The organism is Polymorphobacter multimanifer (assembly GCF_014205635.1).
Classification (GTDB): domain Bacteria; phylum Pseudomonadota; class Alphaproteobacteria; order Sphingomonadales; family Sphingomonadaceae; genus Sandarakinorhabdus; species Sandarakinorhabdus multimanifer.
Window position 1 is genome coordinate 47998 of sequence record NZ_JACIIV010000009.1, and the last position, 14395, is coordinate 62392.

The 14395-nt window shown below is 65.0% G+C and carries 16 protein-coding genes; 9 read left to right on the forward strand and 7 right to left on the reverse strand.

Annotation, left to right across the window (positions count from 1 at the left end):
• Positions 1-3: 3 nt before the first annotated feature.
• The gene (locus FHS79_RS07200; RefSeq protein WP_184197576.1) at positions 4-339 is read right to left on the reverse strand and encodes a DMT family transporter; all 336 of its coding nucleotides are present in this window, start codon (positions 337-339) and stop codon (positions 4-6) included.
• Between the two features lie 66 nt (positions 340-405).
• Between FHS79_RS07200 and FHS79_RS07205 the strand changes: the two genes are divergently transcribed.
• The gene (locus FHS79_RS07205) at positions 406-2418 is read left to right on the forward strand and encodes a TonB-dependent receptor (RefSeq protein WP_184197578.1); all 2013 of its coding nucleotides are present in this window, start codon (positions 406-408) and stop codon (positions 2416-2418) included.
• Here the strand turns inward: FHS79_RS07205 and FHS79_RS07210 are convergent.
• Both FHS79_RS07210 and FHS79_RS07215 read right to left on the reverse strand, forming a co-directional pair.
• Positions 2415-3197 carry a molybdopterin-dependent oxidoreductase gene (locus FHS79_RS07210; RefSeq protein ID WP_184197580.1) on the reverse strand — a complete coding sequence of 261 codons (783 nt, stop codon included), beginning with the start codon at positions 3195-3197 and terminating at the stop codon, positions 2415-2417. The genes FHS79_RS07205 and FHS79_RS07210 overlap by 4 nt on opposite strands.
• On the reverse strand, positions 3194-4006 hold the full coding sequence (locus FHS79_RS07215; protein ID WP_184197583.1) for a cytochrome b/b6 domain-containing protein: 813 nt from the start codon (positions 4004-4006) through the stop codon (positions 3194-3196). The genes FHS79_RS07210 and FHS79_RS07215 overlap by 4 nt, the downstream gene beginning before the upstream one ends.
• Before the next feature lie 106 nt (positions 4007-4112).
• Between FHS79_RS07215 and FHS79_RS07220 the strand changes: the two genes are divergently transcribed.
• Positions 4113-5099, forward strand: a complete 987-nt coding sequence (locus FHS79_RS07220) for a CorA family divalent cation transporter (protein WP_184197586.1) — start codon at positions 4113-4115, stop codon at positions 5097-5099.
• Positions 5100-5154: 55 nt separating this feature from the next.
• Here FHS79_RS07220 and FHS79_RS07225 read toward each other — a convergent pair whose 3' ends face one another.
• Positions 5155-5520, reverse strand: coding sequence for a hypothetical protein (locus tag FHS79_RS07225; protein ID WP_207792257.1), 366 nt, complete (start codon positions 5518-5520; stop codon positions 5155-5157).
• 39 nt (positions 5521-5559) lie between these two features.
• Between FHS79_RS07225 and FHS79_RS07230 the strand changes: the two genes are divergently transcribed.
• Both FHS79_RS07230 and FHS79_RS07235 read left to right on the forward strand, forming a co-directional pair.
• Positions 5560-6657, forward strand: a complete 1098-nt coding sequence (locus tag FHS79_RS07230; RefSeq protein WP_207792258.1) for a serine hydrolase domain-containing protein — start codon at positions 5560-5562, stop codon at positions 6655-6657.
• Positions 6654-7142: a UPF0262 family protein gene (locus FHS79_RS07235; protein ID WP_184197595.1), complete on the forward strand. Its 489-nt coding sequence runs from the start codon at positions 6654-6656 to the stop codon at positions 7140-7142. The genes FHS79_RS07230 and FHS79_RS07235 overlap by 4 nt, the downstream gene beginning before the upstream one ends.
• 6 nt (positions 7143-7148) lie before the next feature.
• Here the strand turns inward: FHS79_RS07235 and FHS79_RS07240 are convergent, their stop codons facing one another.
• Positions 7149-7592 (reverse strand): hypothetical protein, encoded by a 444-nt coding sequence (locus FHS79_RS07240; protein WP_184197598.1) that lies wholly within the window; start codon positions 7590-7592, stop codon positions 7149-7151.
• Positions 7593-7650: 58 nt separating this feature from the next.
• Between FHS79_RS07240 and dcd the strand changes: the two genes are divergently transcribed.
• From dcd to FHS79_RS07265, 5 genes are all read left to right on the forward strand, one after another.
• Positions 7651-8205 carry a dCTP deaminase gene (dcd, locus tag FHS79_RS07245; RefSeq protein WP_184197601.1) on the forward strand — a complete coding sequence of 185 codons (555 nt, stop codon included), beginning with the start codon at positions 7651-7653 and terminating at the stop codon, positions 8203-8205.
• Positions 8206-8210: 5 nt separating this feature from the next.
• Positions 8211-9092, forward strand: coding sequence for an EamA family transporter RarD (gene rarD, locus FHS79_RS07250; protein ID WP_184197604.1), 882 nt, complete (start codon positions 8211-8213; stop codon positions 9090-9092).
• 64 nt (positions 9093-9156) lie between these two features.
• Positions 9157-9939, forward strand: coding sequence for a hypothetical protein (locus FHS79_RS07255; protein ID WP_184197606.1), 783 nt, complete (start codon positions 9157-9159; stop codon positions 9937-9939).
• Positions 9940-9997: 58 nt separating this feature from the next.
• Positions 9998-11281: a UDP-N-acetylglucosamine 1-carboxyvinyltransferase gene (gene murA / locus FHS79_RS07260; RefSeq protein ID WP_184197609.1), complete on the forward strand. Its 1284-nt coding sequence runs from the start codon at positions 9998-10000 to the stop codon at positions 11279-11281.
• On the forward strand, positions 11278-11673 hold the full coding sequence (locus FHS79_RS07265) for a DUF2948 family protein (RefSeq protein ID WP_184197612.1): 396 nt from the start codon (positions 11278-11280) through the stop codon (positions 11671-11673). The genes murA and FHS79_RS07265 overlap by 4 nt, the downstream gene beginning before the upstream one ends.
• Here the strand turns inward: FHS79_RS07265 and FHS79_RS19140 are convergent.
• Positions 11670-13364, reverse strand: a complete 1695-nt coding sequence (locus tag FHS79_RS19140; RefSeq protein WP_184197615.1) for a phospholipase D family protein — start codon at positions 13362-13364, stop codon at positions 11670-11672. The genes FHS79_RS07265 and FHS79_RS19140 overlap by 4 nt on opposite strands.
• Positions 13365-13383: 19 nt before the next feature.
• A complete protein-coding gene (locus FHS79_RS07275) occupies positions 13384-14382 on the reverse strand; it encodes an NADP-dependent oxidoreductase (RefSeq protein WP_207792259.1) in 999 nt (332 codons plus the stop codon).
• Positions 14383-14395: the final 13 nt, after the last annotated feature.

The following is a 14395-nucleotide window of genomic DNA, read 5'->3' on the forward strand; positions in this document are numbered from 1 at the left end:
CGCCTATATCTCCCCGCCGGCTGGTGTGGACAGCCGCAGCCCCAGTGCGCCGACGAGCACGAGCGCAACGCAGCCCATCTGCACCAAGCTCAAGCGCTGGTCGAACAGGATGATTCCGATCACTGCCATCGCCACGATACCGACCCCACTCCACACGGCATAGGCCACGCCGACCGGGATCGATTTGAGCGCCGGCGCCAGGACCAGAAAACACAGCGCGTAAATGCCGATCGATGCTGCTGCAAATCCCCATTTTTCCAGCCCGTTGGAGAGCTTGAGCAGCGTCGTCGCCACAATCTCAAGGCCTATCGCAAGTGTCAGATAGAGCCATCCGGTCATCAATTTCTCCCATTCAAGCTTGCGCCGGGTCTTGCCAGCAGCCCCCCGTCCTGTCCATGAGGCGACATGGACGCGCTACCCCCATCCCCCCCCGCCATCGAAATCGTCGTCACTGGCCGGCCGCTCCCTATGGCCGCCGGGGCTGCAGCTTATTCCAGCCTGACCCTCACGCCCGAGCGGCTGGCCGGCACTGCTTCGGGCCGACTCGAGGACGCACTACGCGACATCGCAGGGCTTTCCAGCTTCCGCCGCACCGACAGTCGATCGGCCAACCCGACCAGCCAGGGCCTCACCCTGCGTGCCCTCGGCGGCAATGCCGCATCCCGCGCGCTCGTGCTGCTCGATGGCGTTCCGATCGCCGATCCCTTTGCCGGGTATCTGCCTTTTGCTGCGATCGACCCTGCACGCCTCGCTTCGGCACGAATCACCCGCGGCGGCGGGGGCGGTGCCTTCGGCGCGGGTGCCGTGGCGGGCACGCTCGAGCTGACGAGTGCCGGGCCGGAGTTGCTCAGCCCGGTCTCGCTCAGCGCCGCCTATGGCAGCCGCGACAGCATCGAGGCCAGCGCCGGGCTGGCGGTGCCGTTGAGCGGCGGCTTCGTCACCGCCAACCTCCGTCACGATCAGGGTGACGGCTTCTTCCTTGTGCCCGAAAGCCAGCGCGGCCCGATCGATATCGCAGCCCGCTATCGCAGCACCGGCGGCTCGCTGCGAGCCGTGGTGCCAGCCGGACCTGACACCGAAGTGCAGGCCAGCTTCCGCGCCTTTACCGACGAACGCACCCGCGGGCTCGATCTTGTCACCAGCAGCAGCGAAGGCGCTGACGCATCGTTGCGGATCATCCACCGCGGCGAATGGGCCGTCGACGCGCTTGCCTTTGTGCAGGCGCGCAATTTTACCAGCACCTTCGCCGCTGTGGCAGCCGACCGGCGCAGTGCCACGCCGAGTCTCGACCAGTTCAAGACGCCGGCGACAGGCCTTGGCGCACGGCTCGAAGTGCGGCCACCGCTGCCATTCGACCTGCAGCTCGGAATCGACTGGCGCCGCAACACCGGCACCACCAACGAGTTCTTCCGCTTTGCCGGCGGTCGCTACGATGGCCTGCGTGAAGCCGGCGGAACCACCAGCACGGCTGGTGCCTATGCCGAAGCGAGCATCGACGTCTCGCCAGCCCTTACCCTGACCGCAGGCGGACGCGTCGACCGCTGGCACATCGCCGAAGGCCGGCTGATCGAATCGGTCATCGGCGGCGGCGCCATCACCCAGTCACTGCTCACACCGTCTCGCTCGGGCACGCGCGGCACCGCGCGCACCGGGCTGATCCTGAAGCCTGTGGACACGCTGTCGCTGCGCGCCGCCGCCTACACCGGCTTCCGCCTGCCCACACCGAACGAGCTCTATCGTCCCTTTCGGGTGGGTGCAGACGCCACTGCCGCCAACCCCGCGCTGGGTCTGGAACGCGCGGCGGGGGTCGAAGCCGGGCTGGACTGGCAACCGATACCCGCTGCACGCCTCGCCATCACCGGGTTCGTCAACCGCCTCGATGGCGCCATAAGCAATGTCACGCTGGCACGCGGACCCGGAACCTTTCCGCAGGTCGGCTTTGTGAGCGCAGCTGGCAGTTACCGCCAGCGCACCAACCTCGACCGTGTGGACACCAGGGGCTTCGAGGCCGACGCCAGCCTGACTGCCGCCGGCTTCACGGCCACATTGTCCGCCGCCTATGCCGATGCGCGCGTGCGCGCCTCGGGCCCGGCCTTGTCGCTCGATGGCCTGCGGCCGGCACAGAGCCCCACGACCAGCGTATCGGGCACGCTTGCCTGGGCCGGCGGCCCGGTCGGCCTCTCGACCACGGTGCGCCACACGGCAGCAGCCTTCGAGGACGACCAGAACCTCCGCCGCCTGCCACCCGCCACCACACTCGATGCCGGCGCCCGGCTGGCGCTCGGCAGGCGACTGGCCCTGACGCTGCGTGGCGAGAACCTCACCGACACCGAAGTGGTAAGCGGTATCGCCAACAACGGAATCCTGGATCTGGCACAGCCGCGCACGATCTGGGTCGGGCTGAGCTTTACCGGCTAGATGCCGGCGTACCATTCATAACCCCGGTCAGGCCAATAGCCTCCCCTGCCGCTGCCGAAGCTGGCCAGGTCGTCGACAAGCATGATCTCCTCGACATATTTGGCATGCTTGTATCCGAGTTGCCGCTCAACCCGCAGCCGCACCGGCGCGCCATGCGCCACATCGAGCGCCGCATTGTTGAGTCTCAACGCCAGAATGGTCTGCGGATGCCAGGCATCGACGAGATCGATGCTTTCGTAATAGCGGGTCCTTGATTTCAGCCCGCCCTCATCGGCCTTTCCGCCATAATTGTCGGCGCACAGGAACACGACATAACGCGCTGACGCCTTCACGCCGGCAGCATTCAACAGCAATGCCAGCGGCGGCCCGGCCCAGCCGCCAATCGCGCTCCAGCCCTCCACGCAATCATGCCGCGTGATCTGGCTCCGCGCCGGCAGCGCCTGCAGTTGCGCCAGCGACAGCGACAGCGGCCGCTCGACAAGGCCGCTCACGCGTACCCGCCAGTCGACGAAGTTGGCTGCCGCATGCGCCTGATAGCCCGGCTCGACGGGCGCGATCGTGCCATTGGCCTTGAAGACCGGCGAGATGTCGGCAGCCGAGAATTCGCGCGCCAACGCATCGCGCCCCACCAGTCGCTGCCAGCGCTGCGTCGCCTGCTCGGCCCCCTGCACCAGCGCCCGAGCTCGTGGCGCGCTCACCAGCGCATCGCAGCCTGCCAGCAGCAGCCCCGAGCCTGCCACCAGACCACCACCGAAACCACGGCGTGTCATGATGCTCATTTTGCCGTCTCCACGCGCTGCCAGCCGGTGATCATGCCACGCATCAACCTGAACGGCCCTGCCAGCACCACCATCAACAGGTGGACAATAATGAACGCCACCACGAGATTGGTGGCGATGAAGTGCACCGAGCGCGCACTTTGCCGACCGCCGAAAAGGTCGACGAGCCACGGCCAGCTGGCGTCCATCCCGGGCGCCATGCCGATGCCCGAGAACACCAGCAATGGCAGCAGCAGAAGTGCCGTGCCCGCATAGGCGATCTTCTGCAGAATCTGGTAGTCGAGCGCTTCGCGGCCCTTCGGGAATTCGAGTTTCAGATGCTCCACCGCATCGCGCGCGATGTTGGCCGGCCGGAGTTCGGCCGGCCCGGGAACCAGTTTGCGGCGGAAATGGCCGCTGAACGCACCATAGGCGAGATACACCACCCCGTTCAGGATCAGCAGCCAGGCGGCGGCAAAATGCCAGTTGCGCGCCAGCCCGAGGTCACGCCAGCTGGGAATCGTCGCCCAATGGGGAAAGGCGATATTCTGCACAGTGCCGTTCTTCGCCGCCGATCGGCCGAGCAGCCCGGTAGTGTCGAAAGTCGTGGTGCCGACCATCACCATGCCGCGCTCGCGCAGCGACCCGATTGCCAGCCAGCGGCCTCCGGTGTCCACCGTCGTGCCGGATGCGCCCCAATAGAGGTAGGGGTGGGCATTGAAGATGTTGAGCCCGGTGCCCAGCAGTACCAGCACCGCCACGAAATTGAACCAGTGCGTCATCCGCACCCAGGCCGAATGGCGCTTCACCAGGGTTCCATCTGCCGCCATGCACGTTCCTCGCTCCGGCTCTTTGCCACACGCCGGTTCGTGTCCTAGCACAAGGTGGTCACGCCGCCGATTGACCACATCGCCACCCTCGGGCACCTCGCTAGCGATGATTACCGTTCACACACCCTCCGAAGGCCGCCTCGTTGCCCACCAGCCCGAAGCGGGGGCGGATTTCCCGCCGTCGATGCTCTGGGTCGACATGGTGTCGCCCACCGTAGCCGAAGATGCCGCAATGGAAGCGGCACTCGGCCTCGAGATTCCCAGTCGTGACGACATGGCGGAAATTGAGACGTCCAGCCGACTCTACACCGAGAATGGCGCGATCTTTCTCACCATCAGCCTCGCCACCGGCATCCTGCGAAACAAGGACGAGCTGGCCGCCGAGCTGCACCCGCTGGCGCTCATCCTCACGCCGCAGGCGCTGGTCACGCTGCGCTACACCGACATCACCGTCATCGACCGGCTGGGTGCCCAATGCAGCCGCGCGGCGCCCGCCACGCCGTCCGCCCTGCTCGTCCTGTTGCTCGACATCATCGTCGATCGACTTGCGGATTCGATCGAGCGCATCGCCGCGGAAATTGACGCGATCAATCGCCAGGCGTTTCGCCGCATAATGCCCAAAGGGCGCCAGCAACGGCTTTCCAACCTGGCGCTGCAATCGTTGCTGCAACGGCTGGGCACGGCGCAGGACGCCCTGTCCAAGGCCCGCGAATCAGCGGTCAGCCTCGCGCGGGCATCGAGCTTTCTTGTGCTGTCGCTGCGCAAGGATGCGAACCACAGCGGACAGCTGAAATCGATGACGCGCGATCTCGCCTCGCTCACCGACCATGCGAGCTATCTCGGCAACACCATCACCTTTCTGCTCGACACAACGCTTGGGCTCATCAACATCGAGCAGAATGCGGTGCTGAAGATCTTTTCCGTCTTTGCAGTTGTCTTCCTGCCGCCGACCATGATCGCCGGCATCTATGGCATGAACTTCGAACGCATGCCGGAGCTCGGCTGGCAGCTCGGTTATCCGATGGCGCTGCTGCTCATGCTGCTCAGCGCCATCCTTCCTTATGTCATCGCGCGCTGGCGTGGCTGGCTCTAGTCTTGTTGTCGTGTGTTTCTATCGGAAAACCGGTGCCCGCTTTTCCGAAACACACTTAGCCCTCAAGCAGGGTGCATCCGAACTCCGGTTCATAGACGGCACGGCGCTTGGCGAGGAGCGGCACCGATGCCGTGATCGTCTGCCTGGCCACATCGTCCTCCACGCGCACGATCTCGGTACCGGCTTCGAAATCGGTGCGGCACGAGGCCATTTCGCGGTTGCCGACATAGCGGCAGGAGCAGACGACATGCGCGATATAGCCGGCGCCAAGTGCCGCCTGCTTCCCAGTGCTGCTGTACTTGAGGCCGAACCAGCCGCCGGCTAGGAGACACATTGCCAGCACCGGCGCCCACAGCAGCCAGCGGCGCCTGCCCGTTCTGCCGCCCGCATCGCCATTCACTGTGCTTGCGTTCACACGCATGCCCCCACTAGGTTGATCCCGATAGGGGCACGAGACGCCATGCGAGTTCTGCAATCAAGCCTGTTTCTGCTTGCCGCATCGCTGGCCGTACCTGCGCATGCCCAGAATCCGGTTGCGTCCACCCCTGTGTCTGCCGGCCTCGAATCCGCCCGGCCCCTCGCCGATGCCTTCTTCACCAGTCCTGGGTTGCGGGAAACACGGGCACTCCTCATCCTGCAGGATGGCCAGCCGATCTACGAGCGCTATGCGCCCGGCTATGGGCCCGGCAACCGCTTCATCAGCTGGTCGATGGCCAAGTCGCTCACCAGCACGCTTGTGGGCGAGCTTGTCGCCGATGCCAGGCTGGAGCTCGACAGCCCGGCACCCGTGCCGCAGTGGCGTCAGACCCCCGGTGATCCCCGCGCCCGCATCACGCTGCGCCAGCTGCTCCAGATGTCGAGCGGCCTCGCGCATGTCGAGGCTGGCCCCGACCCCGAACTTTCGGACACCAACCGTGCGCTGTTCGCCGATCGATCCGGAGATATCGTCGCTGCCGCCACCATGGCACCGCTCGCCCACACACCCGGCACGGTCTTCGAATACAGCACTTTGACGACGCATATCCTCGCCGATATTGTCACTCGCACCATCGCCCCCCAAGCGCGGACGCCCGATGCCCGCCGGCGCGCGATGAATGGCTTCCTGAAGGCGCGGCTTTCAGGCCCGGCAGCGATGCCGACGCTCATCTGCGAATATGATCCGAAGGGAACGATGCTCGGCGGCTCGCTGTGCCACGCCAGCCTGCGCGACTGGGGCGCTTTCGGACAGCTCTATCTGGATAATGGCGTCGTTGCCGGCCGCCAGGTGGTGCGCCCCGACTGGGTTGCCTTCGTGCGCACTCCGAGCCCGGGTTTTGCTGGCTATGGCGGCCAGTTCTGGCTCAACCGGCCATTGCCGCCCGGCAAGGAAAGCTCTCTCTTCTCAGACCAGGGCCCAGCCGATGCCTTTGCCGCTGTCGGCCATCTCGGCCAGTACACGATCATCGTGCCGTCCAAGAAACTTGTCGTCGTGCGGCTCGGCTTCACACCCGATTCCGCGCGCGCCCCGCTCAAGGCTGCGCTCGGACGGCTGGTCAACAGCCTGCCCGACCGACCATGAATACAGATTATCGCCTGATCGACATCAAGCTCGACGAGCGCACCATCCTGTGGCGAAACGCCGATATCGAGCAGGAGCGGCGGGTGGCGATTTTCGATCTGCTCGAGGGCAATCTGTTCCAGCCGGTTGGCGCTGCCGAGCATGGCAATCATGGCCCTTACAAGCTGCTGCTCGGCGTGGAAGAGGGGCGGCTATCCGTAGCGATCGCGGCGGGCGACGACACACCGCTCGAGCAGTTCGTGCTGCCGCTGGCGCCGTTTCGTCGCACCATCCGCGATTATTTCGCCATTTGCGACAGCTACTATCAGGCCATCCGCCAGTCGTCCCCGCAGCAGATCGAGACAATCGACATGGCACGACGCGGCATCCACAACGATGCCGCCGAAGCGCTCAAGGAGCGGCTAGAACCCAAGGTCATCACCGATTTCGATACAGCACGCCGACTGTTCACGCTCATCTGCGTGCTGCACATCAAGGGGCATTGATCGCCTTCAGGCCTGGCGGCGCACAGGTCCTCCAAGACTCACAAGCCGCCGCGGCGGCAACAAGCCTTCGGCGAGAGCTTCGACATCGGCTTCGCTCACCAGCCGTATCCGCACTTCGCCGGGAATCGTCGCGAGATCCGATGCTGATTGCGAGCGCTCGACGCGTTCCCCGAACAACCGCACCGCTTCCTGGGCCAGTTCGGGCATGAGATCGAGCACTGGGCGGCGCACCGAGAACATCAGGCGATCCGGCAACACCAGCACGCTGAACGGCTGCCGCGCGTCGCTGTCGCGGAATTGCACTTCACGATCGGCGCCATTGGTCCGCGCGCGTGCTTCCAGCCCGCATGCGCTTGTCACCATCATCAGCGCCAGATAGGCGTTTCGCACCAACGGCACTTCAATATGGTCGAGGTTGGTCAGATGGCCGGCGATGCCGAGATCGATCATCAGAGACTCCACAGCAACGAATCGTTAACAACGCTATCACAGCAAAAGGGTTCCTTCGATGACAGTCCAGTCCGATCGCTGGATCCGCGAGCAAGCAATCGCATCCGGAATGATAGAGCCCTTCGTCGATCGTCAGCAGCGCGACGGATGTATAAGCTATGGGCTGTCGAGCTATGGCTATGATGCGCGCGTGGCTGACGAATTCAAAATTTTCACCAATGTTCACAGTGCAGTGGTAGATCCCAAGAATTTTTCGCCCGACAGCTTTGTCGATCGAAAGACCGACATATGCGTGATCCCGCCCAACAGCTTTGCGCTCGCTCGGACAGTGGAATACTTCCGTGTGCCTAGCGACGTACTGGTCATCTGCCTCGGCAAATCGACTTATGCGCGCTGCGGGATCATCGTGAATGTGACGCCCCTGGAGCCAGGGTGGGAGGGTCATGTGACGCTCGAGTTCAGCAACACCACTCCCCTCCCGGCGCGGATTTATGCGAATGAGGGCGCGTGCCAATTCCTCTTCCTTAAAGGCAACGAGCCCTGTGAGGTGACTTATGCCGACCGTGCGGGCAAATACATGGGCCAGCGCGGCGTGACCTTGCCGAAAATCTGAGCGCCGTGCTTCCGGAAACCCGCACCGGCCTGTTTGCCGCAGCCGGCGCCTATGCCATCTGGGGCCTGCTTCCACTTTACCTCAAACTGCTCACCGGCGTCCCGGCCGCCGATGTATTGTCCCACCGCATCCTGTGGTCACTGCTGGTGGTGGGGCTGCTGCTGGCCGCCACCGGCGCCGGCCCGCGGTTGCGCGCCGCTTTCACGCAGTCACGGCTCATCGGCCTGTTGCTGCTCAGCGCAGTCGCAATTGCCATCAACTGGCTCATCTACACGGCCGCCATTCTCGAAGGCCATGTGCTCGACACATCGCTGGGCTATTTCATCAATCCGCTCATCAACGTGCTGTTTGGCGTGGCGCTTCTCGGGGAGCGACTCGGGCGGTTGCAGTGGCTTGCCGTGGGGTTCGCGCTCGCTGGCGTGGCAGTGCTGACCATCACGCGCGGAAGCCTGCCGCTCATCAGCCTCGGCATCGCCATCAGCTTCGCAATCTACGCGCTCATCCGCAAGCAGGCCGTCGTCGATGCCGCCACCGGGCTGTTCATCGAGACGCTGGTGCTGACCCCGCTGGCGATGGCCTGGCTCGCCACGCGGCCGGAAAGCCCGCTCCACTGGCCCGGCGGCACGCTGGCCCTGCTCGCCGCCGCCGGCATCATCACCGCCACGCCGCTGATGTTGTTCAGCATCGCAGCGCGCCGGTTGAAGCTGACAACGCTCGGCCTCATGCAATATGCCACCCCCACGATTGTCATGCTGGAAGCGGTTTTCATCTTTGGGGAGATACTTGATCCTGCCCGACTTGCGGCGTTTGTGCTCATCTGGGTCGGACTGGGCATTTACAGCGTCAGCCTGTTCCGGGGCGTGCGCGCTGCTGCCGCAGCCGGTTGAAACAATGTAGAAGCGTTACCACCATGGGGATGGCCGAAAGGCTTGTAACCAGTGGAGTAACCCTATGAGAAAAATCCTTTTCACGTCGCTCGTTGCGGCGCTTGCCACCACGACTGCAGCGCAAGCTGCCCCCGAGAGAGGCCAGCTCAGCGTCCGCGCCATGGGCGGCGCAGATTTTCCGGTCGCCGGCACCTTTCATGGTGGCGCCAATGCCCCGATCGCAGATCTTGGCACACTCAACCCTGCACTGAGCGGTGTCGCCGGCACGCTCGCGGTCGAGGAGCGCGGCAACCGCCGCATCTACAACGCCGCCATCGGCGCCAATGCCGAGTTGGGCTATGGCCTGTCCGAAACGTCGGAAGTGTTCGGCAGCTTCCGCTATTTGCGCAGCAAGCCCTCGACTGTGCAGGTTGGGAACACGCTGGTGCCTGCAACCGGCGCCAGCCTTGCCACCTTCGGTGACTTCGGGCGCATCCAGTCCTACAGCGGCGAAATCGGTTATCGGCAGTATTTCAGCCGCGGCCAGATCCAGCCCTATGCCGCGGCGCGCGCCGGCGTGACCTTCACCGACAGCATTCAGGCCAACTTCCGCGTGCCCGATGCAGGAGTCGCAATCAACAATGTGCCGTTTTACAGGAATTCGGTATCGGGGAGTGTTGGTGGAGACATCGGCGTCGCGATCCCGGTGTCGAGCGGTGTCGAGCTGAATCTCGAGACCGGCATCCGCTGGACAAGCGGGCTTCGCGGCGATGATGCCGCTCTTTCCGGCCTCGGCCTTGCAGGCATCAACGATGCAGGCGCTCGCTGGGACATTCCGGCACGCGCTGGACTGACCTTCCGCTTCTGACGATCGACCGGCCGGCGCGACAGTAGCGCCGGCCGGTCACTCGCGCTAAGGCGGGAGCATGGACAAGATCGTCATCCGTGGTGGCCGCACGCTCAAGGGCCGCATTCCGATTTCTGGCGCAAAAAACGCCGCTCTCACTCTCATGCCCTGCGCGCTGCTCACCGACGAGCCGTTGACGCTGCGCAACCTGCCAAGGCTGGCAGACATCGACACGTTCGGCCACTTGCTCAACAACCATGGCGTGAGCACCACCATCGAAGGCACCCATCCCGAAGAGTTCGGCCGGGTGATGACGCTGCGCGCCAACCGCATCACCAGCACCGTCGCCCCCTATGACATAGTCCGCAAGATGCGTGCCTCGATCCTGGTGCTCGGGCCGTTGCTGGCGCGCGCTGGCGAGGCGACCGTGTCGTTGCCCGGCGGCTGCGCCATCGGTAACCGTCCGATCGACCTGCACCTGAAGGCGCTCGAAGCCATGGGCGCCGAGATCGAGCTCGCGGCCGGCTATGTGAAGGCATCGGCGCCCAAGGGCGGCCTGCCCGGCGGGCATTTTGTCTTCCCGATCGTGTCCGTGGGTGCCACCGAAAATGCGGTGATGGCGGCGGTCCTCGCCAAGGGGCCGACAATCCTCGAAAATGCGGCGCGCGAGCCTGAAATTGTCGACTTGTGCAACTGCCTTGTCGCCATGGGCGCCAGAATCAGCGGCATCGGCACCGAGAAGCTCATGATCACCGGCGTGCGCGATCTGCACGGCGCCACCTATGCGGTGATGCCCGACCGCATCGAGGCGGGGTCTTACGCCTGTGCCGCCGCCATCACCGGGGGCGAGGTCGAGCTGGTCGGGGCGCATGAGGCTGATCTTGGCGCCACGCTTGCCTCGCTGCGCGAGGCCGGGGTGCTTGTCACCCCCACCGCCGATGGCTTGATGATTTCCCGCAAGAATGGCCTCCACGGCGTCAACATCAGCACCGCACCCTATCCCGGCTTTCCCACCGACATGCAGGCGCAGTTCATGGCGATGCTGAGCGTCGCCGATGGCGCGTCGATGCTCACCGAGACCATTTTCGAGAACCGCTACATGCATGTGCCCGAGCTTTCGCGAATGGGAGCGGACATTACCGTGCGGGGCCGCTCGGCAGTGGTTCGCGGAGCCCCCGGCCTCACGGGTGCCGAGGTGATGGCGACCGACCTGCGCGCCTCGATGTCGCTGGTGCTTGCAGGATTGGCGGCAACCGGCACCACCACGGTCAACCGCGTCTATCATCTCGACCGCGGCTATGAGCGGCTTGAGGAAAAGCTGTCGGCGGTGGGTGCCGATATCGAACGAGTTTTGGACGGATGAACCTGACGCTGCTTGCCCAGACGCCAGAGGACCTGCCCGCCCTTGCCGCGCTGCTTCAGGACGCGACGCTGCGCGCGCCCGATATCGCTTTCGATGCACGAGGCCATCGGCTCGTGCTGCTCGTCAATCGGTATCGGTGGGAGGCGGCAGCGCCGTCACGAAGCCGCGCGGCCATGCGCATCGAGACCACCACCCGCGTCCAGCAGCAGCACTGGCCACAGGGCGCCGATGCCGTGCTCAACCTGCTCACGATCGAATGGGCCGAGCCGCACCTGACCCTGAGCTTTTCCGACGGCATCACGCTGCGCGCCCATTGCGAAGCGCTCGATCTGATCCTTGAAGACCTGGGCGACCCCTGGACAACGACCCGGCTGCCGAAGCACCAGCTCTAGACGAGATCGTCCGGCACGAACCAGCTCGGTCGCCCGAAGCGCCGAACGCGGGCGAAGCGATACGGCAGCACGAAGCCCTGACGCTCTTCGGGTGGCACCAGCACATTGGCCTCGGCGATTTCGCGCCAGCGGGCGCCAGCTCCTTCAAGCGGCATCGCCTCGCCGGTGAGCTGCTGCCAGAGCCGCTCGCGAAAGGCCTGCACCGCCGCTGGCTCTTCCCAGAGCACGCCCAGTTCACTGTCCCAGCTGAAGCTGCGACCATTGATGTTGGCACTCGACACCAGTGCCGCCCGATCATCGGCGATGAGCAGCTTTGCATGCACATAGATCATCCCGGCGCCAAACGCCGTTCCGCGCGACGCAATGAATTCACGCTCCTCCGGCTCGATCGACTTCTGGCGACCCAGTGCATACAGCCCCAAGCGGGCGCCCAGCCGCTTGCGCAGATAGCCGAGCGCCCTCGCCTGCTGCCATTCGCCATGCCGATGCGCCGGATTGCCGCCGGCGCCATCGAATGCCACCTCCTCGGGCGCTTGCGGCATGACCACGATCACCTGCAGCCCCGGCGATTTGCGCGCCGCCTGCGCCACCCAGCCCGCCGCGCGCGCCGAGCGGAAAAATTGTGCTTCGATATAGAGCAACTTTCGTGCCGAAAGGATCAGCCGCTTGTGGCCAGCCATCAGCTCGCGCACCTCGCGTTTCGGGCCGGGTGCCAGCGGCATGCGGCTGCGGCGCGAGAGCGTGCGCAGCACTTGCATCCGACCCTCCCCAACAGCCGGCCCGGACTTGAACGGCTCGGGCATTTCGTCGAGCGGCTCTACCGTCAGCTCGCGCTCCGCGCCTGTCATCCAGAACTTGGTGATCTCGCGGTAGCGCGGCAGCGCCTCGTTCCAGAGCGTGCGGAAATGCTCGGCAAGGTCGGCGGCCGCCGGCCCCTCCACGGCGATGCTGATGTCATGCCAGCTTTCATCGGCCGGCTTGTCATAGGCCGGCGTTTCCCATCGCCGCTCGTTGACATCGATCCCGCCGACAATCCCCCGCGCGCCATCGGCAACAGCAAACTTGTGATGAAGCGTGGCAGGCCACAGCCGCGGCGCCACGCTGCGCCGATACCGCGTCTTGCCTTCGGCATTGCGGGAATAGCGCCAAAGCCCTGGCCGCACCGCCAGTGGATCCTTGTCATCGGTACCGGCCATCCGCACCAGTGCCCGGCGCACCGAAATGCCGGCGGGGATGCGCAACAATTGACGCAGCACCCAGCCAACCTCGCCCGGGTGCTGCACCACCATCATCTCCATTCGCTCGAGCGCAGCTTCGGACAGTGTCTCGGCCATGTCGCGCAGCACCCGGAAGGTGGTCCATGATGTGCCGTGCAGTTGGTCGGCAAAGGCCGGCTCGAAATCTGTGAGCAGCAGACGCACGGTGACCCCGCGTTCGACCGAATGGCGAATCAGCGCTGTCCAGTCCGTCAGTCCCAGGGCTTTTGCTTCCTCGCTGCGCAGCGCCGTCGTGGGATCGAACACCCGGAAGGCCAGAAACAGGACGTCGTTCGCGCCCAGCGCCAGGCGTTCGAGCGCCGGATACATCTCGCAGGCCAAAATGAGCGGCGTGGCCTGACAGCCGTCGCGCGGCGGAAAGCCGGGCGGCAGCTTGCCGCCGCGCACCCGGCCATCGGGCACCCAGATGTCCATGACCCCTTGTCCTGTCCGCTCAGAGCTTGACGAGCATCTTGCCGGTATTTGCACCGGAGAAGAGCCCGATGAAGGCATCCGGTGCGCGGGCAATGCCCTCCTCCACCGTCTCCTGCCACTTGATCTCGCCGGCAGCGATCCAGTCCATCATCTCGGAGAGGAACTGCGGGCGAAGTGCTGCAAACTCCATCACGATGAAGCCGCGAATCATCAGGCTCTTGCCGACGACCTGAATGATGTTGCGCGGTCCGGGTGCAGGAGCGGTGTCATTATAGGCCGAGATCATCCCGCATTCGACGAAGCGCGCGAACGGCCGGGCGTTCTCGATCGCCACTTCAAGATGCTCGCCGCCGACGTTGTCGAAATAGACGTTGATGCCCTTGGGGGCGGCGGCCTTGACCGCGTCGTCAAGGTTGCCGCAGGTCTTGTAGTTGATCGCATGGTGCACGCCGACCGAGCGCAGCCATTCGCACTTCTCGTCCGTACCGGCGCTCGCCACCACGGTGCAGCCCTTCAGTCGGGCGATCTGCGCCACCACCGAGCCGACAGCCCCCGCAGCGCCACTTACGAACACCGTGTCACCTGCCTGCGGCTTGCCGATCTCGAGCAGCCCCGCCCAAGCCGTGAGCCCTGGCATGCCGAGCACGCCCATGAACGCCTGGTCCGGCACGCCACCGGCGCGGGGCAGCTTTTCGAGGGCCGAGCCTGGCGCCACGAACGCCTCGCGCCAGCCGAACATGCTCGACACCAGGTCACCGGGCGAAAAGCCTTCGGCCCGGCTTTCGATCACTTCGCCCACGGCCCCGCCCTGCAGCGGCTCGTTGAGCACAAACGGCGGCACATAGCTCGCACGGTCAAACATCCGGCCGCGCATATAAGGATCCACACTCATCCAGCGGTTGCGCACCAGCACATCACCGTCCGCGAGACTGCCGAGCGTAACCTCGGTCAGCTCGAAATTGTCGTGCGCCGGGGTGCCGACAGGGCGGCTTTTCAGCCTGATCTCGTGGCTCTGCATTATGTTATCCTCT

Bases quoted from the DNA above. Each gene is read 5' to 3' on its own strand.
- FHS79_RS07200 (WP_184197576.1), bottom strand. From the start codon at position 339: ATGACCGGATGGCTCTATCTGACACTTGCGATAGGCCTTGAGATTGTG.
- FHS79_RS07205 (WP_184197578.1), top strand. From the start codon at position 406: ATGGACGCGCTACCCCCATCCCCCCCCGCCATCGAAATCGTCGTCACT.
- FHS79_RS07210 (WP_184197580.1), bottom strand. From the start codon at position 3,197: ATGAGCATCATGACACGCCGTGGTTTCGGTGGTGGTCTGGTGGCAGGC.
- FHS79_RS07215 (WP_184197583.1), bottom strand. From the start codon at position 4,006: ATGGCGGCAGATGGAACCCTGGTGAAGCGCCATTCGGCCTGGGTGCGG.
- FHS79_RS07220 (WP_184197586.1), top strand. From the start codon at position 4,113: ATGATTACCGTTCACACACCCTCCGAAGGCCGCCTCGTTGCCCACCAG.
- FHS79_RS07225 (WP_207792257.1), bottom strand. From the start codon at position 5,520: ATGCGTGTGAACGCAAGCACAGTGAATGGCGATGCGGGCGGCAGAACG.
- FHS79_RS07230 (WP_207792258.1), top strand. From the start codon at position 5,560: ATGCGAGTTCTGCAATCAAGCCTGTTTCTGCTTGCCGCATCGCTGGCC.
- FHS79_RS07235 (WP_184197595.1), top strand. From the start codon at position 6,654: ATGAATACAGATTATCGCCTGATCGACATCAAGCTCGACGAGCGCACC.
- FHS79_RS07240 (WP_184197598.1), bottom strand. From the start codon at position 7,592: ATGATCGATCTCGGCATCGCCGGCCATCTGACCAACCTCGACCATATT.
- dcd (WP_184197601.1), top strand. From the start codon at position 7,651: ATGACAGTCCAGTCCGATCGCTGGATCCGCGAGCAAGCAATCGCATCC.
- FHS79_RS07255 (WP_184197606.1), top strand. From the start codon at position 9,157: ATGAGAAAAATCCTTTTCACGTCGCTCGTTGCGGCGCTTGCCACCACG.
- murA (WP_184197609.1), top strand. From the start codon at position 9,998: ATGGACAAGATCGTCATCCGTGGTGGCCGCACGCTCAAGGGCCGCATT.
- FHS79_RS07265 (WP_184197612.1), top strand. From the start codon at position 11,278: ATGAACCTGACGCTGCTTGCCCAGACGCCAGAGGACCTGCCCGCCCTT.
- FHS79_RS19140 (WP_184197615.1), bottom strand. From the start codon at position 13,364: ATGGACATCTGGGTGCCCGATGGCCGGGTGCGCGGCGGCAAGCTGCCG.
- FHS79_RS07275 (WP_207792259.1), bottom strand. From the start codon at position 14,382: ATGCAGAGCCACGAGATCAGGCTGAAAAGCCGCCCTGTCGGCACCCCG.